The sequence below is a fragment of the uncultured Amphritea sp. genome (assembly GCF_937127095.1).
Classification (GTDB): domain Bacteria; phylum Pseudomonadota; class Gammaproteobacteria; order Pseudomonadales; family Balneatricaceae; genus Amphritea.
The window spans coordinates 47,089-64,960 of sequence record NZ_CAKZLP010000084.1 but is presented as its reverse complement, the minus strand read 5'-3'; the positions used below and the strand labels follow the sequence as shown (position 1 = coordinate 64,960).

At 50.0% G+C, this 17,872-nt stretch carries 19 protein-coding genes; 6 read left to right on the top strand and 13 right to left on the bottom strand.

Annotated features, from left to right (window positions below; all coding sequences use genetic code 11):
* Positions 1-3 precede the first annotated feature (3 nt).
* The 4 genes from Q0499_RS21870 to Q0499_RS21855 all read left to right on the top strand — a co-directional run bounded on the left by Q0499_RS21870 (position 4) and on the right by Q0499_RS21855 (position 3,379).
* Positions 4-711: a response regulator transcription factor gene (locus Q0499_RS21870; protein ID WP_299204517.1), complete on the top strand. Its 708-nt coding sequence runs from the start codon at positions 4-6 to the stop codon at positions 709-711.
* Positions 708-1,493: a PAS domain-containing protein gene (locus Q0499_RS21865; RefSeq protein WP_299204514.1), complete on the top strand. Its 786-nt coding sequence runs from the start codon at positions 708-710 to the stop codon at positions 1,491-1,493. The genes Q0499_RS21870 and Q0499_RS21865 overlap by 4 nt, the downstream gene beginning before the upstream one ends.
* A gap of 100 nt (positions 1,494-1,593) precedes the next feature.
* Positions 1,594-2,961 carry an NAD(P)/FAD-dependent oxidoreductase gene (locus Q0499_RS21860; protein ID WP_299204511.1) on the top strand — a complete coding sequence of 456 codons (1,368 nt, stop codon included), beginning with the start codon at positions 1,594-1,596 and terminating at the stop codon, positions 2,959-2,961.
* A 67-nt stretch (positions 2,962-3,028) separates the two neighbouring features.
* On the top strand, positions 3,029-3,379 hold the full coding sequence (locus Q0499_RS21855; protein ID WP_299204508.1) for a cupin domain-containing protein: 351 nt from the start codon (positions 3,029-3,031) through the stop codon (positions 3,377-3,379).
* A gap of 485 nt (positions 3,380-3,864) precedes the next feature.
* Here Q0499_RS21855 and Q0499_RS21850 read toward each other — a convergent pair whose 3' ends face one another.
* The 7 genes from Q0499_RS21850 to Q0499_RS21820 form a co-directional block, all read right to left on the bottom strand.
* Positions 3,865-4,995 (bottom strand): aminomethyltransferase family protein, encoded by a 1,131-nt coding sequence (locus Q0499_RS21850; RefSeq protein WP_299204505.1) that lies wholly within the window; start codon positions 4,993-4,995, stop codon positions 3,865-3,867.
* 594 nt (positions 4,996-5,589) lie between these two features.
* The gene (locus Q0499_RS21845) at positions 5,590-6,036 is read right to left on the bottom strand and encodes a GNAT family N-acetyltransferase (RefSeq protein WP_299204502.1); all 447 of its coding nucleotides are present in this window, start codon (positions 6,034-6,036) and stop codon (positions 5,590-5,592) included.
* Between the two features lie 120 nt (positions 6,037-6,156).
* Complete coding sequence (locus Q0499_RS21840) at positions 6,157-6,846, bottom strand: type 1 glutamine amidotransferase (RefSeq protein ID WP_299204499.1); 690 nt, start codon at positions 6,844-6,846, stop codon at positions 6,157-6,159.
* 37 nt (positions 6,847-6,883) lie between these two features.
* The gene (locus Q0499_RS21835) at positions 6,884-7,198 is read right to left on the bottom strand and encodes a multidrug efflux SMR transporter (RefSeq protein WP_299204496.1); all 315 of its coding nucleotides are present in this window, start codon (positions 7,196-7,198) and stop codon (positions 6,884-6,886) included.
* A gap of 71 nt (positions 7,199-7,269) precedes the next feature.
* The gene (locus tag Q0499_RS21830; RefSeq protein WP_299204492.1) at positions 7,270-8,289 is read right to left on the bottom strand and encodes a DUF3445 domain-containing protein; all 1,020 of its coding nucleotides are present in this window, start codon (positions 8,287-8,289) and stop codon (positions 7,270-7,272) included.
* Positions 8,290-8,301: 12 nt separating this feature from the next.
* Positions 8,302-9,255 (bottom strand): PDR/VanB family oxidoreductase, encoded by a 954-nt coding sequence (locus Q0499_RS21825; RefSeq protein WP_299204488.1) that lies wholly within the window; start codon positions 9,253-9,255, stop codon positions 8,302-8,304.
* On the bottom strand, positions 9,255-9,776 hold the full coding sequence (locus Q0499_RS21820; RefSeq protein WP_299204485.1) for a dimethylamine monooxygenase subunit DmmA family protein: 522 nt from the start codon (positions 9,774-9,776) through the stop codon (positions 9,255-9,257). The genes Q0499_RS21825 and Q0499_RS21820 overlap by 1 nt, the downstream gene beginning before the upstream one ends.
* Positions 9,777-10,028: 252 nt before the next feature.
* Between Q0499_RS21820 and Q0499_RS21815 the strand changes: the two genes are divergently transcribed.
* Positions 10,029-10,979 (top strand): cupin-like domain-containing protein, encoded by a 951-nt coding sequence (locus tag Q0499_RS21815; RefSeq protein ID WP_299204482.1) that lies wholly within the window; start codon positions 10,029-10,031, stop codon positions 10,977-10,979.
* Positions 10,980-11,031: 52 nt separating this feature from the next.
* Here Q0499_RS21815 and arsJ read toward each other — a convergent pair whose 3' ends face one another.
* From arsJ to Q0499_RS21790, 5 genes are read right to left on the bottom strand one after another with little or no spacing between them, the layout of a single operon-like run.
* Entirely contained in the window at positions 11,032-12,246 is a 1,215-nt protein-coding gene (gene arsJ, locus Q0499_RS21810) for an organoarsenical effux MFS transporter ArsJ (protein ID WP_299204734.1), read from the bottom strand.
* Between the two features lie 12 nt (positions 12,247-12,258).
* Entirely contained in the window at positions 12,259-13,263 is a 1,005-nt protein-coding gene (locus Q0499_RS21805; protein ID WP_299204479.1) for an ArsJ-associated glyceraldehyde-3-phosphate dehydrogenase, read from the bottom strand.
* Positions 13,264-13,323: 60 nt separating this feature from the next.
* Entirely contained in the window at positions 13,324-13,560 is a 237-nt protein-coding gene (locus Q0499_RS21800; RefSeq protein ID WP_299204476.1) for a thioredoxin family protein, read from the bottom strand.
* A 36-nt stretch (positions 13,561-13,596) separates the two neighbouring features.
* Entirely contained in the window at positions 13,597-14,586 is a 990-nt protein-coding gene (locus Q0499_RS21795; RefSeq protein ID WP_299204473.1) for a permease, read from the bottom strand.
* A gap of 15 nt (positions 14,587-14,601) precedes the next feature.
* Complete coding sequence (locus Q0499_RS21790; RefSeq protein WP_299204470.1) at positions 14,602-14,946, bottom strand: metalloregulator ArsR/SmtB family transcription factor; 345 nt, start codon at positions 14,944-14,946, stop codon at positions 14,602-14,604.
* Positions 14,947-15,115: 169 nt separating this feature from the next.
* Here Q0499_RS21790 and Q0499_RS21785 point away from each other — a divergent pair, with 169 nt between their 5' ends.
* Positions 15,116-15,874 (top strand): TatD family nuclease-associated radical SAM protein, encoded by a 759-nt coding sequence (locus tag Q0499_RS21785; RefSeq protein ID WP_299204467.1) that lies wholly within the window; start codon positions 15,116-15,118, stop codon positions 15,872-15,874.
* Between the two features lie 23 nt (positions 15,875-15,897).
* Here the strand turns inward: Q0499_RS21785 and Q0499_RS21780 are convergent, their stop codons facing one another.
* On the bottom strand, positions 15,898-17,529 hold the full coding sequence (locus Q0499_RS21780) for a GGDEF domain-containing phosphodiesterase (RefSeq protein WP_299204464.1): 1,632 nt from the start codon (positions 17,527-17,529) through the stop codon (positions 15,898-15,900).
* Positions 17,530-17,872 lie beyond the last annotated feature (343 nt).

Genomic DNA, 17,872 nt, shown 5'->3' with positions numbered 1-17,872 from the left:
CTTATGAATGAAGTTACGATTACCCGTGTCATTATCGTTGATGACCACCCATTGTTCAGACGTGGCGTGGTTGAACTGCTGAACGACAGTGGAGAGTTCAGAGTACTGGCAGATTTCGAAGGCGGCCAGCAGCTGCTCGAAGCCCTTCCCGGCCTCAGCCCTGACCTGCTGCTGCTGGACATGCATATGCCTGAACTCTCAGGACTGGAACTCCTACAGCAGCTGAAACAGATGGGTGCTGAACAGAAGATCGTGTTTCTAACCGCCTCTGATGACAGCAGTGAACTGTTCGAAGCCATCTCAGCAGGTGCCAATGGCTATCTGTTAAAAGATTCATCACCCGAACAGATTATCAGCGGCTTGCAAGGTGTTATGCAGGGCAATATCGCCATGGATAATACCGGCGTTACTATGCTGGCACACCACCTGAGCAAGGGTGACCAACACACCCGCGAGATGCCAACCAGTAATAGTAATCACTTCGATCTGACTGAGCGGGAACAACAAACCCTGAAACTCATTACCCGGGGCATGAGCAATAAACTGATCGCCCGTGAACTGGGCATCAGTGACGGCACCGTTAAGGTCTATGTTAAAAACCTGTTGCGCAAACTCAACGTCAACTCACGTCTGGAGCTGGCCGCTTGGGCACATGCAAACATGTCCACTATGAACACGTCTGGCTTAACAGAAACAGAGAACGGCCTATGACAGTACTCAATCTGTTCCGCCGCACCCCAAAAACAGAGTTGCCAGAGCTGACCGAAGTTCTCGATAGTCTGGGAGATGCTGTACTCGTCTTTAACAGCCGTCTGCAAATCAACTATGTTAACGCTTGCTGGAAAACGCTGACCGGATACACCCATAAGGAAGCAACCGATACCTGCTTCAGTGACTATATCCACCCGGAAGACCTGAAAAACTGGATCGATATCACCCGTCAGGTCAGTCGGGGAGGCGACAGCCAGTATCTCTGGTTCCGTTTAATCCGCAAGGATAGCGAGGTACGCTGGTGTGAAATACGTTTACAACCGCTTCGCGCGGGTCAACCTTTTCCGCTCACCGCCACCCTCTGTGATATTACCCCCCAGGTTCGCGACGATGAGATCAGCAAAGCCAGTCACCGTAGCCTTTCCGGTTTAGTTAACCGCATACCGGGCATGATCTATCGGGGACGCAACGATACCCGCTGGACCATGGAATATGTCAGTGAAGGCTGTAAAGAGCTGACCGGTTACGGTCGGGACCAGTTACTCAATCAGACCCAGTTGTCTATTGGCGGACTTATCCATCCCAACGATGCTAGCCGGGTGTGGGAAACAGTGCAGCGGGCACTGCAGCAACATCGCTGTTTTGAGTTGTATTATCAGTTACTCCATGCCGATGGTCAGTTCCGTCAGGTGTATGAGAAAGGACAGGGTATCTACTCCTCAACCGGCGCAGTGCTTGGCGTCGAGGGAATTATTCTGAATATAAGCCCCCCTTCCGACTAACCCCTGTTACCCCTTTTGACTTATCCACTCAGAGGAATTTATCGCGACCTGATATCTGAATAACCTGATGAAAAGAATGTACATTATCAGGAGATCACATATGACCAAGCGAGTTGCGATAATCGGCGCAGGGCCCAGCGGCCTGGCTCAACTTCGGGCCTTCCAGTCCGCACAGGCAAAGGGCGCTGAGATACCGGAGATAGTCTGCTTTGAAAAACAGAGCGACTGGGGCGGTTTATGGAACTATTCCTGGAGAACAGGTTTAGATGAGCATGGCGAACCGGTTCACGGCAGTATGTATCGCTATCTCTGGTCCAACGGACCTAAAGAGTGTCTGGAGTTCGCTGATTACAGTTTTGATGAACATTTTGGCAAGCCAATCGCCTCCTACCCACCCCGTGAAGTGTTATGGGACTACATCAAGGGCCGGGTAGAAAAGGCCGGCGTACGCGACTATATCCGCTTTAACACCCCGGTTCGCAACATCACCTTCGATGACAGCAGCAAACTGTTCACCGTCACCGTACACGACCACAACAGCGATACCGTCTATTCAGAAGCGTTCGATTATGTGGTTTGTGCATCAGGGCACTTCTCTACCCCACGGGTTCCCGAATTTGAAGGCTTCAGCACCTTTGGCGGGCGCATTCTGCATGCTCACGACTTCCGTGATGCCCTGGAATTTAAAGACAAAGACATTCTGCTGGTTGGCAGCAGTTATTCTGCCGAAGACATTGGCTCACAGTGCTATAAATATGGCGCACGCAGCCTGATCAGTTGTTACCGCACCGCACCTATGGGTTACAAGTGGCCCAAAAACTGGGAGGAGAAACCCCTGTTACAACGGGTTGATACCGATACCGCCTACTTTGCCGATGGCACCAGCCGCAAAATAGACGCCATCATCCTCTGCACCGGTTACCTGCACCACTTCCCATTCATTGATGAATCTCTACGCCTGAAAACCGATAACCGCCTCTGGGCGATGGATCTCTATAAAGGGGTAGTCTGGGAGCACAACACCCAGATGTTCTATCTAGGTATGCAGGATCAGTGGTACACCTTCAACATGTTTGATGCGCAAGCCTGGTATGTGCGGGATGTCATTATGGGCACCATCACCCTGCCTGCCACTAAAGAGGAGATGGTAGCGAACAGTATGGAGTGGCGCGAGCGGGAACTGACTTTGGAAACCGCCGAAGAGATGTTTACCTATCAGGGCGATTATATCCTCGAACTGATCGAAGCCACCGATTACCCGACCTTCGACATCGAAGGTGTACGTCAGACCTTCCTGGAATGGAAACATCACAAGAAGGAAAACATCATGACCTTCCGTGACTTCTCCTTCCGCTCCCTGATGACCGGCACCATGTCACCACCGCACCATACCCCATGGATCGATGCTTTGGATGATTCTCTGGAAGCCTACTTGTCTGATAAAAGCGAAGTTAAGCAGGCGGGTTAAACACTATCCGGGCCGGTCACTCACCGGCCTTTTATCTGTCAATTAAAAACGCAATAGGAAATAGATCATGAATCTGGTCACAAAAATTATCGACAAAACCGTTGCACCGATCACCGATGATCTGGAAGGCTGGGAAAAGATCGACGGCAACCCCACCATGACCACCTGGATCGAGTACACCAGCCCGGATGAGTCTATGATCACCGGTTGTTGGGCAGCCACACCCGGCACCTACCGCGCCACCTACGCCAGCTGGGAGTTTATCCACCTGATCGAAGGCGAAGTGATCATCACCCAGGATGGTGAAGAGCCAGTTACCCTGAATCCAGGTGATGCGTTTATGGTTGAAGCAGGTTTTACCGGCACCTGGGAGATTATTAAGCCAGTGTTTAAGCACTTTGCGATTAAGTTGAAGTAACACTCGCGTTATTTTTAATCTTTTTTAAAGCAGCGTTAATACGCTGCTTTGTAGTGTGTGAGTCTCAGCCCCCCTTCAATCTCAGCCCCTTTCAATCTGTTTACTCTCTGCGCATAACGATTCCAGCTTCAATGATTGCAACTTCAATAATTGCAACTTCACTTGTCCCGGGTAGCGAACCCACTCATCGCAATGAATGCAGTCACTCTGAATGCAGTTCCTTTGATTCATCTCATCGTCAGGGTAATCCTGACACCTGCACAGAAGTCACTATTCATATCACGCCTTATAAACCAGAAAAGCCCGGATGGGCTCTTTTGGTTTAGCAAATTATAAATTCATCATTGAAAGTTCAATCGCTCGCAAACTCCATTTGCAGAACATGACGCCTGGCCTGCTTCGACACACATCAGAGCGCTTCTGTTCTGCAGATTTGCGCACGAGACCGATTAACCGTCTCCCTTAAACAAAGAGACACGGAGGTATTACCCTTTAGCGGTGCGCTTTTTCTTTTCAGGATCATCAAAAGGTAATGAGTGAGCAAGCGCTGCTACATTAAGACTGCCTTTCACTTCAAGCGGCGTACCCTGCACTGCGTAGTCGGTATCAAAGCGCACCAGCGCCATTGATTTTTCAGTTAAGCGCGAATACATGGCACAGGTAATCACGCCAACCTGTTTGCCGTCAGCCCATACGGTATCACCTTCTTGAGCGGCTTCATCACCTTCCAGCAGAGCGCCGAAGATTTTGAATCGTGGCTGATCTTTCAACCTGAAATGCTCAGTTGCACCGCGGAAGTCTGTCTTATCTTTAGAAACCGTAAAGTCCAGACCCAATTCCCACAGCGTATCGCCCGCCGCTTCATCTGCAAACGGATACATCTCGGAATTGTCGTAAGGGTAAAACAGCAGATAGCTTTCAACCCGCAGCATATCCAGTGCCGTAAAGGCGCATGGAATAATGCCGTAAGCGGTTCCCTTTTCGAGAATGGTGTCCCAGATGGCCATAGCATCAGCAGCCTTACAGAAGATTTCATAGCCTCTTTCACCGGTATAACCGGTTCGGGAGATCATCACCGGACGGTCAAACAGACGCGTCTGCATATGGTGAAAATAAGGCAGATCACGAATCCCCGGAACATGTTCTGAAAGAAAATCAACAGCGTTGGGCCCCTGTAGAGAGAGGTCGTGCAGATCGTCATCAAAGAGCACAGACACCTGACGCCCCTGAGAAGAGCGGACCAGCATTTCGTAACCGATACCCGCGCCAAATACCACCATAAACGCGTTCGGGCCGGTACGATAGATGACACAGTCATCAACAAACTTACCGGACTCATTCAGGATGGTCGCGTACACCGACTTACCCGGATAAAGCTTGGATATATCACGGGTACAGGCGTATTCCAGTAAGCTTTCTGCGTGTGGACCAACAAAATGTACCTTCTTTAATCCTGATACATCCATCAGACCGGCTTTGGTTCGAATCGCCTCATGAGCCAACGATAAATCGCTATCGTAGCTCCAGGGGGTTCCCATACCGTTCCAGTCTTCTAACTTTGAACCCAGTGCCCGATGCCTCTCTGCCAATGCAGAATAACGCCATGAATTAGCCATATTGCGCTCCCGTAATCTATTTATAAAAAAACAACCAATAGGAAATAATATTTCCCCTCAGGAAAAGCAATTGTTATGCCACCCCTCTCTATAAATGGAAAATAGTTGTGCAAAATGGAACCAGAGTGTGGGAACTACAGAGATCAGACGTTCATTGTTCGTGGGGTAGTCTGGCTGACAGGTCAGTATGGTGTAAGCTGCCGGCTGGCAGACCTAAGAACGCTCGCGTCACATAGATGCAACATCAAGAGTAAACTATTGATAGTTAATAGCTTTTTATATTTATTAACTAAATAAAAGCTGCATTAAAGCCTAGTATAGAGTGCTATCACAAAAACAGTTCTTCATCGAATCGGGAGCATCGCTGATAAATTTGTATAGAAAGAATTAAGGCTGAACGGGACACGTCGATAGCCATTTTAAAACCCCGCCTTAAAGAGTTCCGAAAACCCTGTAAAAACGAACCAAAACACAGCAGGATAACGATCATATTTGCCCCTATGTCCCAGATCAGTGCAGCTGAAAAACGGTGCATTTTTAACGCTAAATAGAACAGACAGAAAACTCAGGGTCGCGGCGAAATACAGGCGAAGGCTAAGCGATGAATCGTCGCATCGCCAGCATCGGGGAGTGGGTAAAACCCTGTCGCTGATAGAAGCGCTGGGCCGCTTCATTATCCTGGTCGGTCAGCAGAGTAATACGCATCACGCCCTGTTCACGGGCATAGGTGATCGCACCTTCCAGCAGCTCTGTGCCGCGGTTAGAACCTCGCTGATCAGGTGCGATCACCATATCTTCAAGCATGCAGACTCGCCCCCCCAGCGCAGTGGATACGCTGTAGAGCAGACTGACCATACCAACGATATGATCTCCGTTACGACTCACCAGAATGGCGCCTGTTTGGGGGGATTCAATAATGGTTTTAAGGCCACGCTGCTGGGCCGCAATATCGGGCTGAAACTCAGCCTCCTGCGCAAACAGATAGCCCAACAGACGACAGAGCTCAGGAATATCTTTTTCGGTGGCCAGGGTTATATTCATCGACATCTCGGGTAACGATTGATCCCTTATCTAACTACAGATACGACAGAAATTCACCCATGATGACGCATATAGCGCTATTAGTTGCTTAAACCATCTGCAAATCAAACCTTCAGCAGATTAAACCATCAGCTGATCAAGCAGACGATGCATCGCGACCTGGCTCTGCGACAGAAATCCTGCATCATCCCGCAACTGCGCTTCACTCTGAACATATTCACCGTCAGGTAAACCTTCAGTTTCACATGCCAGAAACGCATCAACAGTTCCCGACTTAACCTCCAGATGAAACTGCAACGCCCAGACTCTATCCCCAAGACTAAAGCCCTGAAACGGAGTGATCGCGCTAGTCGCAAACGAACGTGCACCTTCCGGGAGCTTAAAGCAGTCACCGTGCCAGCTTAGCAGTTCAGCCTTTTCAGGTAGCCAGTTCACCTCTGGGTCGGTGCGGATAATCGGAAACCAACCGATCTCTGATGTAGTGTTGCGGTAAATTTCAGCACCGCAAGCCGCCGCAATCAACTGGCCGCCCAGACAGATTCCCAGAACGGTTTTTCCACTGTTAATCACCTGGCGAATCAGCTGTTTCTCTTCTATTAACCAGGGATAGACAGACTCATCATTCACGCTCATAGGCCCACCCATGACCAGCAGCCAATCGAATGAGTCCGCTACGGGCAGCGCCTCTCCATGATCCAGACGCACCGTACTCAGGTTGAAATGGCGATGTCGGGAAGCATCGGTAAACCAGTCATACATCGAGCCGATCCACTCACCCTCGGCATGTTGCAGTATCTTGACACGTGTCATTCCTGGTCCTCAGACAGAAAACGTTATATGAACGCACTCAGGCAAACACTTTAAGCCCGATGCCACCAGCGATAATCATAAAGATGCAGCTAATCCTGATCAGGCTGCCTGATTCATCGAGAAACATAATCCCGTAGGTAGCCAGCATAGCGGCGCCTATACCACTCCAGACGGCATAGGCAGTGCCTACCGGAATGGTACGCATAGCCAGTGACAACAACCCCAAACTGATGACAATCAGGGTAATACTAATGACCGTGGGCCATAAGCGGGTAAAGCCATCACTGTACTTCAGCCCAATCGCCCAGACGCATTCCAGCACACCGGCGATACAAAGGTAGACCCAGCCCATTTTTTACACCCCAATAACAATATTTGCCGTACTAACAAACGCCGGACAACGCGGCCCGGCGCAGTAAGAGATCAGCTCACCGGATCAAATTGAGACAGATAATCCACCACAGTGCCGTGAAAACGGGTTAACCCTTTGTAGTTGATCAGTGGTTCCGGCAGGGTTTTCAACGCCCGATGCATGCGCACAGCCCATGTTTTATTGGTGACCAGATCTTCCAGGCTCAACAGATAGGTACGAATGCTAAACATCATCGCATTACTGCGGGGCATACGGTCCAGCACCTGGACTTCCACACGCAGGTAGACCTTTTCGCCCACATTATCCGGGGTAACGGAGGTCCGTTCATGGCCCCACTCATGATATTTTTCTGGCGAAGTATCCATCCGTGCATTCACAGTGAGCGTCCAGTTAAGGCGACGCACCGGTTTACCCACAGGGATCGCTATCAGATACTTCAGCGCCCGATCAAAGATCCCTTCGCTATGCGCCATCGGTACCGGGCCGTGCCACTCCCTGAAGCTCATACCCGCATCAAAAGCCAGTGACCAGTCCGCTGGACAAGTGACCATGCCGGCATCCAGAAACAGATCGCCATCACGCTGATCCAGCAGTGCAAAATCTCCCTGCACCTGACGGCCAATATAATCCAATGGAGGCAGCGGCAGAGAGCTACTGTCTCCGAAGGTAAACTGGTCGTTAATGTTTAACAGTTTATTTTCCCAGCGCCACAGATCGCCCTCGCGAGTGAGACTGAAGTAGTCCGGATAATCCTCTGACAGAGAGACCATCAGCCGTTCAACCATATCCCAGCAGGCCAGATCCATATGCTCCATCGCCAGACAACGGTGTGGCATCTCTTTTAAGACTAACTCACGCTCAGCCATCTCTGACAGGTAATGTTCATCAATGTCGAGAAACTTGTCGTAGGCTGAACCCTCTCCGCCCTTGGGCAGATGGGGTTCCATATTAACCGAGTAACGGTATTCATCATCCACAAATGGGAAGGGAAAGCGCTCAATAGCTTTAGTACTGTTACTGTAGGTAAAGTCGTCACGAAAACTCTGAATCTCTTTCGGTGCTACACGCATTGCTCTGCTCTCCTAAATATCTAAAACCAGACGTTCACCTGCAGCCCTTGAAACACAGGGCATTATCACCCGACCAGACTGTTTCTCAGTGTCACTGAGATAGCTGTCCCGATGCTCTACCTCCCCGCCGGCAACATCGCAGACACACTGGCCACAGACACCGGCACGACACAGATTCGGTATTTTAATATCCGCCGCTTCAAGCGCCTCAAGCAGGCTACTGTCGGCGGCAACGTCAAGCTCAACCCCGCGTCCGCTCAGTTCAACAACAAAGGGCTGCCCAGGCTTCGCCCCGGCGAACGCTTCCCAGTGGATAGCGCTGGGGGGAATGCCCATCTCATCCGCGGTTGTCTGTACCGCTTCAATCAGTGATTCAGGGCCGCATATATAGAAATGAGTCCCCAAGGGCTGCGCTGACATTACTGCGCTGACATCACAACGGTTGCCCTGATCGGCGTCATAGCAATGACAACGGTCGGCTAACGATTCCGTCAGCTCAATACGGTATGCCCCGGTCTGCTGACTGCGATACATGTAATGGAGCTCAAATGGCACCTGCTGCCGCTGTAGCGCTGGCAAATACGAAAGAAACGGCGTAATACCGACACCACCGGCAAACAGAACATGCTTCTTCGCCATCCACTGCGGCGCAAACAGGTTCGACGGCGGGGAGATTTTCAGCTGAGTACCAACTTCAACCTGTTGATGCATATAAACAGAGCCGCCGCGGGACGTTTCCTGCAGCCGCACCGCAATGCGATACTGGCTGTTATCCTGAGGATCACTCATCAGCGAATACGCGTTGCGATAGGTCGATTCAGTACCTGCCATCGTCACAACCACATGCGCCCCGGGCGAGAATGGCGTCAGCTGACCCTCCAACGGTTCAAGCGTAAACTCTTTGATCATCGGCGCTACCTGCTTAACTGCAGTCACCACTACGGACATCTGATCGATAACACTCATCAGCTAACCTCCCTTTTTGCGGGCATATCGGCACTGTCTTCCGCATTCACCTGATAGCCAAAATAAGCACTGTGAAGCCGGGCAAAATGATCGGTTACCTCAAGGCTGAGACCACAGCCATCGCAAACATAGGGCGAGTAGGTCACGCCCTCCGTTACCGTATAGCAGTGACAGCAAAATAGATGGCGTTCGCGACTAACAGGCGTCATCATGCGAATCTGCTCAGGACACATGCCAGCCTGTCGCGCATGACTGGCGACCCGCCAGATAAAGGGTTCCGTTCCGGCCAGATAGAGAGTACCAGCCAGCGGGAACAGCGCCAGTGATTCGATCAGTTGGGTATCACTGGCATCGTTATAGACAGCGATCTTTTTGTCCGAACTGCACTCATCATAAATTGACTGCATCTCCGCCGTTACGTTTTGCTCGGCGATGAAAAGATGAAATCTCGATTTTGGGTTCAGTTCAACTGACGAATACGCCGGTTTACTGACAACCCCATTCAATTGTTCTGTCTGCATCTGAGCCCTCCTCATAAGGTACGGTTAGCATCATGATCTGCAAATAAAATTCCTGTTAAGAATATTATGAGAGGTCGACAGAAGCCTCAATTGTCATGAAGAGGTACTTAAAAGGGGGTAACAGAGGGCCGGTCTTAAACGTTGAAATAAATACGGGACTGCTCACGCAGTTTTTAGCTACAGGACGATGGATTAAACACGCTCTATAGGGCATATTAACGGTCACATATCCCATAACGACCAGGCCCGTTTATGCAGTCTCTGCCAATTCAGAATAGTGGTTTTTTTGACATTGCGCGTGAATCGTCAGATATCTCTTTTGAAGAGTTCTCAGAGAAATATTTAACCCCTGAAATACCGGTCATTATTGAAGGTGTTGGCAATGACTGGCCAGCACGAGAGCGCTGGAGTGAAGAATATCTTTTAAAACAACTTGCTCAGGCTCCAACAGTTTCCACAGCGTCCCTATGGTATTGGGGCGAGCGAGACGTGCTCCCTGAGGATTTTACGACTCCCGATTTTGTAAATCAGTGTCTGGACTCCCCGGCTATGTTCCCAAGGAAACTGCATACCCGCATCTGGATTCATAAAATGTACAATGTCTCCAGCTGGCACTATGACGCGAACTTCACTAACGTTTTTAATGTCCAGGTTAAAGGTAAAAAGGAGTGGTTTCTCATATCACCAGATACCCCGCTTGATTGTTACCCTTATACCACTTTCGCAATCATGGACGGTAAAAAAGAAGATGTTCTGGAAGGAAAGCGGCATACACAGTTTTTTCTCAATGAAGGTGATATGGTTTATATCCCCCCCGTTTGGTTTCATAAAGTTATTGCCTGCGATAAAGAGAACATCAATATTAACTGGCTGTTTACTAAACGAAAAACCACTGTTTCATCGGTTGAGCTAAAACGTGATCTTGAGCGATATGTATTACACAATTACCTGAGCAATCACCGTTTTAAGTTTGTCCGGGGCATAGTTGCACTGTTTAACAGATATACCCCTGTCTTTATCCAAATCAAATGGAACGACGAGGAGATGACAAAAACGCCTTATACTGTTTCCGGGCTGGATATGTTTATGCGTGTACTCAAAGAAAATTTCATGTTGCTAAAAACGCTGATGCACGTGAACAAAATCAAACCCTACATGAAGTCTATATCCCGGCCCAAAAAACTCGATAAAATTAAGCTGTAACAAGCGTTAGCAAAAACAGAGAACACAGGTGCTGACAAATGCATCAGCACCGTTATTCAGTCCTTGCAGGCAATAAAAGTGAGACGCCCGCTGCAATCGCCAGAAACAGCGCTGAGACCCAAAGGCAGGCGGTTAATCCGGCGACCTGAAACAGATAACCGGACAACACAGTACCGATCAGCCTCCCCATCGCATTCGCCATATAGTAAAAGCCGACATCCAGTGAGGCGCCATCTTCCCGGGCATAGCTGACGATCAGGTAGCTGTGCAGCGATGAGTTGATAGCAAAGACAGCGCCAAACAGCAACAATCCGGCCAGCAGAGTAAACTGAGGATAGATGTTAGTTGTCAGTGACAGCGCGATCAGCACAGGTAGCAACATCAACCCCAGGGCCCACCAAAACGCCTCGCGACCACCCGGCAACCGTCCGGAACGCTTACCGGTCAGATAAGGTGCGACTGACTGAATCATGCCATAGCCGATCACCCAGAGCGCCAGAAAGCCCCCCACTGACCAGTGATCCCAGCCAAGAGTGCTGGCCAGATAGACCGGCAATGCCACCACAAACCAGACATCCCGTGCGCCAAACAGAAACATCCGCGCCGCAGAGAGATAGTTAACCGCTGCGCTTTTAGAAAAGGTCTGACTGAATTTTGGCTTGTTCTTCGCCTTGCCCAGATCCTCTTTTAACAAGACCAGACTTAGCAACCAGACAAACCCGAGTGCAACCGCCATCGCCAGCACCGCCCCCTGAAAACCCAATAACGTCAGCAATGCACCACCGAGGAAAAAACCAGCGCCTTTGAGGGCATTCTTTGAGCCTGTCAGGATAGCGATCCACTGATACAGAGTGCCTTCGGCATTGGCTGGAACCAGCTGTTTAACCGAGCTTTTGGCACTCATTTTATTCAGATCTTTGGCGATACCGGACAACGCCTGCGCCAGCATCACCCAGGGCACGGTGAGCATCGCGGAGGGGACTAATAGCAATCCCAGCGCCACCACCTGCATCCCCAGACCGATATTCATCGTTCGGTTCAGGCCGATACGCGCCCCCAGCCAGCCACCAAAAAGATTGGTGACAACACCGAAGAACTCGTAAAACAGAAACAGCAGGGCGATCTCTAAAGGGCTGTAACCGAGCTGATAAAAATGCAGTACCACCAGCATCCGCAGCGCGCCATCCGTCAGGGTAAAAGCCCAGTAGTTTCCGGTGACAATCAGGTACTGACGCAACGCTGGCGTCAGTTGTCGTAGGATTGATATCACGTGATAATCCTATTCCTGTGCTGCGACCATCCGCACCAGTTCAACGGTACGGTTAGCATAGCCCCACTCATTGTCATACCAGAGGTAGAGCTTCAGCTGGGTATCATTGACCACCATCGTCGACAGGGCATCGACGATACAGGAACGGGGGTCGGTTTTATAATCAACCGACACCAGCGGGCGTTCCTCATAGCCAAGAATCCCCTGCAACTCTGTCTCTGCCGCCTGTTTCAATAACCGGTTAACTTCGTCGACGGTGGTAGCGCGCTGCAACTCAAAAACACAGTCAGTGATTGAGGCGTTGGCCAGCGGCACCCGTATCGCATGACCGTTCAGCTTACCTTTCAGTTCGGGGAAAATATGGGTAATCGCCGTTGCTGAACCGGTGGTTGTCGGAATAAGGCTACTGCCACAGGCCCGTGCCCGGCGCAAATCTTTATGGGGCGCATCGAGAATAGTCTGAGTATTGGTAATATCGTGAATCGTGGTCATCGAGCCATGCTTTATACCCAGCGCTTCGTGGATCACCTTTACGGCTGGCGCCAGACAGTTGGTGGTGCAGGATGCGGCGGTGACAATGGGATGGATCGCTTTATCATAGAGGTGATGGTTAACCCCCATAACGATGTTCAGCACCCCCTCCTCTTTCACCGGCGCGGTAACGACCACCCGCTTAACCCCCTGGTCCAGATAGGGCTGTAACTTTGCTTTGCTTTTCATCGCCCCGGAGGCCTCAATGACGATATCGCAACCGGACCAGTCAGTGTCTTCAATCGCTCTGTTTCGAGTACAGAGTATCGACCGGTCCCCGATCACTATCCGATCACCTTCAGACTTAGCTGCAAACGTCCAGATACCGTGGACGGAGTCGAAGTTCAGCAGGTGCGCCAGCGTCGCGGCATCGCCCGCTGGATCATTGATCTGCACAAATTCAAGTTCCGGCCACCCCCAGGCTGCCCGCAACGCCAGTCGTCCCATTCGGCCAAAGCCGTTAATACCTACTTTGATTGCCACCTGTATAAGCCCCTTATCAATGACCTGATATAGTCAGTTAAATGTTCTATAGCTGAATATTTACTGTTGCAGCCAGCCGGTAACTTCAGTCTGAGTCGGAATTCCGCCGCTATGTACCAACTCTTCATCGATCACCACGGCCGGTGTGCGCATGACGCCATAACCCATAATCACCTGAACATCAGTCTCTTTCACAACAGTCGCGTCAACTCCCAGCTCCGCCGCCAGCTTTTCTATCAGCTCTGCGGTTTTGCTGCACTTAGTACAACCACTGCCCAACACTTTGATGGTTTTCATCACATGCTCCTTGGTTTTCATCAGGCTCTGTTTAAATTACAGAACCGGAAAAAGAAAATTAAAGATCCAGCCGATCAGGGTAAATGCGAACAACAGCATGGCAAACAGAATTGCCAGTAAACGCCACTGCATCACCTGTTTCAGCAATATAAATTCTGGAAAACTGGCTGCCACTGTACTCATACAGAATGCCAGGGTGGTCCCTACCGGCAAGCCATTGTTGATCAGGCTCTCCATCACCGGAATCACTCCGGTCGCATTTGAATACAACGGAATGCCCATCAGCACCGCGGCGGGCACTGTCCACCACTGACCATCCCCCAGGTTCGCCTCTATCCAGCCATCCGGGACAAAGCCATGCAACGCAGCCCCCAGACCTACACCGATAATCACCCACTTCCATACCCGGCCAAAGATCTCCAGCGTTTCACCCCGGGCGAACTGGTGCCGTTCAGCCATCGACATGCTCTCAGCGGCAGCAGGACCCACCGGGCCATTCTGTTTGCCCCGTTCCAGAGCCTTTGCCGCAAATGACTGCAACCAGCGCTCAGCCTTGATTGCATCGAGAAAAAAGCCTCCGGCAATCCCCACAGCCATGCCTACGAGAATATAGACAACGGTAAATTTCCACCCCAGCAGACTTAATAGCAACAACACGGCGACTTCGTTGATCAGCGGCGATGTGAGCAGAAAAGCCATGGTGATCCCCACCGGAATACCCGCCGAGGTAAACCCCAGAAAAACCGGAATACTGGAACAGGAACAAAAGGGTGTGACCGCGCCAAAGCTGGCGCCCATCAGATAACCCGCGCCGCGATGTTTTCCTGCCAGAAAGTCCCGTACCCGCTCAACATTCAGAGAGGCCCGGATCAACGCAATCAGGTAGATCATCACCACCAGAAGCACGAAGATTTTCGTCGTATCCTCGACAAAAAAATGCAGCGCCTGACCCATTTTTGTATCTGCTGACAGGCCAGCGAGATCGTAGATCAGCCAGTCGGCTAACCGGGTAAATATCTCAAACATGATGCCCCCTTCTGCTTAGCAGAATTTTTGACTACGGCCCGGGCGGTCGCCCATCTGTTTTAATCGCTGTTTTTCGGCTTCCAGATAGTCACTATTTGTGACTGAGGTTTCCCAAAGCACATTCCTGCACCAAGCTGGAAGATCAGGATTTATGCGGTAAAAAACCCACTGTCCCTGGCGTCGATCGGTCAGCAGACCCATTTTTTTCAGCTGCGCCAGATGACGGGAGACTTTAGGCTGACTCAGGTCCAGAGCGGTTATCAGCTCACAGACGCACAACTCTTTTTGCTGCTTGATAAGCAGTACGGATTTAAGCCGGGTTTCATCGGCAAGACATTTAAAAAGGCTAACAGGGCTCATAATAAATATAACCAAAACCATATATATGTTTAATCATATATGCGGAGTATCTGATATGAAAGTGAATAATTGATGAATATGCTACTGAATGCTGGCAACTTGACCCTCATCAGCTCTGATAAGGTCAGTTGTGTTATTCTCAACAGCCTAATTTATTGCGGATCAATTCATGCATTCTTTGAAGCGTTCTTCTGAACACTGCTCTTCTGAACACGGCTTAGCTGAACAAAGCTCATCAGAACAGAGCTCATCAGAACAAGACTCACCTGAGAACCCGGCTGCTGAGCAGATAAAGCCCAACCAGCCGCATCAGTTGAAGGCGACGCCGGCCGATGAAACTCTGGTCTATCAGATCGAAAACAATCTCTATATCAATCTAACCGACCGCTGCACCCTGGCCTGCCAGTTTTGTCCCAAGCATAATGGCAGCACTGAGGTGAAAGGCTATGATCTTGCCCTTGAAGTCAGGCCTCCGGCGCAACAGATTATCGATCTGATCGGTGATCCCAGCCGCTACGACTGCGTTGTTTTCTGTGGTTACGGCGAGCCCACGCTACGGCTGAAACCGCTCCTGGAAATTGCCCACTGGATAAAAGATAACGGGGGTAAAACCCGACTGAATACAGACGGCTTAGGAAATCTGGTAAATAAACGCAATATTTTACCCGAACTGAGCGAATGCATTGACGCGCTGTCGATCTCGCTTAACGCGCAAAATGAAGCGGTCTATCAGCGTCACTGTCAACCCGCACTCAAGGATTCATATACTGCGATGCTGGAATTTGTGGCGCTGGCGCCTGAATATATTAGCGATGTCAGTGCCAGTGCAATTAACGGGCTGGAAGGCGTTGATATTAACGCCTGCAGAGAATTGGCAGAACAGCGTGGAGTAAAGTTTAAACAGCGGGAGCTGGATATTGTCGGTTAAGCCCTTTCAGACAACCCAGATGATCATGGGTTGCGCTCACGACACCATTGGGTAAACTCCGCTTCCGGCATCGGCTTACCCAACAGAAACCCCTGCGCCAGATCACAGCCCTCTTGCTTAAGCAACTCGAGGGTTTGCGGGTCTTCAACACCCTCTGCTGTCACTTCAAGTCCGAGGTTATGGGCCAGATTAATGGTCGCATTTACAATCACAGCATCACTTTCATCCTGTAAAAGATCAGACACAAACGAACGGTCGATTTTAAGTTCTTTCAGAGGCAAGCGTTTCAGATAGGAGAGTGACGAATAGCCGGTACCATAGTCATCGATGGAGAACTGAAAACCCATATCATGGATACGATTAATAACCTGCATTGCCGCATCGGGGTCAGTCATAATCGAGCTCTCAGTTATCTCCAGCGTTATCCATTTGGGATTGATACCCGTCGCCCCTTTTATGCCGGAGATAAGATCCGGTAGTTCAGGATTATTCAGATCTTTCGCAGACAGATTGATCGATACAATAATATCTAACCCCTGCTCGTGCCACTGTGCGCACTGGGTAAAGCCCTCCTGAATCACCCAAAGCGTTAATCCCTGGATCAACCGGCTTCGCTCCATTAAAGGGATAAACTGATCCGGATAGAGCAGACCATGTTTCGGATGGTTCCAACGCACTAACGCTTCCACTCCGCTTAAAGTACCGTCTGCCACCCGAATTTTAGGTTGATAAAAGAGCTCCAGTTCCCGATTTTCAATCGCGTGATGAAGCTCGCTCATCAGCGTTAACTGTTTCGGACTGCGAGCATCAAAAGATGAATCATAGACCGCACAGCCTTTATTAGAGTTCTGCGCCATATAGAGCGCAATACCGGCACGCTGCACCAGAGTATCAACATCAGTACCGTGCTGCGGGAAGTGGACAATGCCAATATTAGCCTGAGCGGTCAGTTTTACCTGCTCAACATAGAAAACATCATGCAGTACCCGGTGAACACTTTCAGCCAGCTCTAGCACCGCTTTGTCCGCGAGGTTATCACTGATTAGCATACTGAACGTATTATTTTCCAGCCGGGCGATGGTATAGGGAGAGGGGAATGCGCTTTCCAGCCGCACCGCGACCTGCTTGATCAGACTATCGCTGCTATTACGCCCCAGAGTGTCACTAATCTCTTTATAGTTAGCAACTTCAATCATTAACACGGAAAACATACTTTTCCCGCGGGGTGAAACGATCTGTTGCTCGACCCGGTCATAGAACAGCTCTTTGTTGGGCATATCGGTGAGCAGATCGTGGGTAATACTATGGCGGGCCTGTTTTTCAAAGGTATCCGCTTTATCACGCAACGCCTGGGTCTGGTCCATCACCATGGCGCTGGCTTCATAGGCGAGAACGGTGCTGGAGTACTGCCCCCAGAAGGCGAAAATAAAGGGCACTATATCTAAAACCCAAAGCGCAAAATTAGTTTTCTGCACGTCAATCAAACTGGCAGTACTAATATCGCCATGCTCTATATAGGCCACCGTAAGCGTCGCTACAATCAATGCGATGACAGCAATGAATATTCCCTGCCAGGCGGTTTTTGACACCCGGGAGCGAAACACTTTGACATTATTATGCAGAAAATCACTGGTCGACCCTTTGATTACACTCACAACTGACTCCTTGTTGTACAACCCGCATATTTCGAATACGCACTACCCAGATATAAGCAATAGTATTGCTTAATCAGCATCACCATACCAGTAACATTCGCTAAACATCTTTGCTAATTCAGTCGTATTAGATAAGGGTAAAACGGATAACACTCTAGCCTAGTCAATCACGGTCTTTAAGGCATTTACTCACAAATAAAAGATAAAAAAAACCCTCCGGGTGGAGGGTCTGAAAATGCCGGTGATAGAAACACACTATTCCGACTGACAAACAATCCCGCGGAGGAAAGATTGTGAGATAAGGTATTGTGAGAGAAGCACTGTGAGAGAAGCACTGTGAGAA

Excerpts from the sequence above, each read along its gene's own strand:
- Q0499_RS21800 (WP_299204476.1), bottom strand. The coding sequence starts at position 13,560 with ATGAAAACCATCAAAGTGTTGGGCAGTGGTTGTACTAAGTGCAGCAAA.
- Q0499_RS21840 (WP_299204499.1), bottom strand. The coding sequence starts at position 6,846 with ATGACACGTGTCAAGATACTGCAACATGCCGAGGGTGAGTGGATCGGC.
- Q0499_RS21820 (WP_299204485.1), bottom strand. The coding sequence starts at position 9,776 with ATGCAGACAGAACAATTGAATGGGGTTGTCAGTAAACCGGCGTATTCG.
- Q0499_RS21865 (WP_299204514.1), top strand. The coding sequence starts at position 708 with ATGACAGTACTCAATCTGTTCCGCCGCACCCCAAAAACAGAGTTGCCA.
- Q0499_RS21785 (WP_299204467.1), top strand. The coding sequence starts at position 15,116 with ATGCATTCTTTGAAGCGTTCTTCTGAACACTGCTCTTCTGAACACGGC.
- Q0499_RS21845 (WP_299204502.1), bottom strand. The coding sequence starts at position 6,036 with ATGAATATAACCCTGGCCACCGAAAAAGATATTCCTGAGCTCTGTCGT.
- Q0499_RS21830 (WP_299204492.1), bottom strand. The coding sequence starts at position 8,289 with ATGCGTGTAGCACCGAAAGAGATTCAGAGTTTTCGTGACGACTTTACC.
- Q0499_RS21855 (WP_299204508.1), top strand. The coding sequence starts at position 3,029 with ATGAATCTGGTCACAAAAATTATCGACAAAACCGTTGCACCGATCACC.
- Q0499_RS21825 (WP_299204488.1), bottom strand. The coding sequence starts at position 9,255 with ATGAGTGTTATCGATCAGATGTCCGTAGTGGTGACTGCAGTTAAGCAG.
- Q0499_RS21835 (WP_299204496.1), bottom strand. The coding sequence starts at position 7,198 with ATGGGCTGGGTCTACCTTTGTATCGCCGGTGTGCTGGAATGCGTCTGG.
- Q0499_RS21815 (WP_299204482.1), top strand. The coding sequence starts at position 10,029 with ATGCAGTCTCTGCCAATTCAGAATAGTGGTTTTTTTGACATTGCGCGT.
- Q0499_RS21850 (WP_299204505.1), bottom strand. The coding sequence starts at position 4,995 with ATGGCTAATTCATGGCGTTATTCTGCATTGGCAGAGAGGCATCGGGCA.
- Q0499_RS21870 (WP_299204517.1), top strand. The coding sequence starts at position 4 with ATGAATGAAGTTACGATTACCCGTGTCATTATCGTTGATGACCACCCA.
- Q0499_RS21860 (WP_299204511.1), top strand. The coding sequence starts at position 1,594 with ATGACCAAGCGAGTTGCGATAATCGGCGCAGGGCCCAGCGGCCTGGCT.
- Q0499_RS21795 (WP_299204473.1), bottom strand. The coding sequence starts at position 14,586 with ATGTTTGAGATATTTACCCGGTTAGCCGACTGGCTGATCTACGATCTC.
- Q0499_RS21790 (WP_299204470.1), bottom strand. The coding sequence starts at position 14,946 with ATGAGCCCTGTTAGCCTTTTTAAATGTCTTGCCGATGAAACCCGGCTT.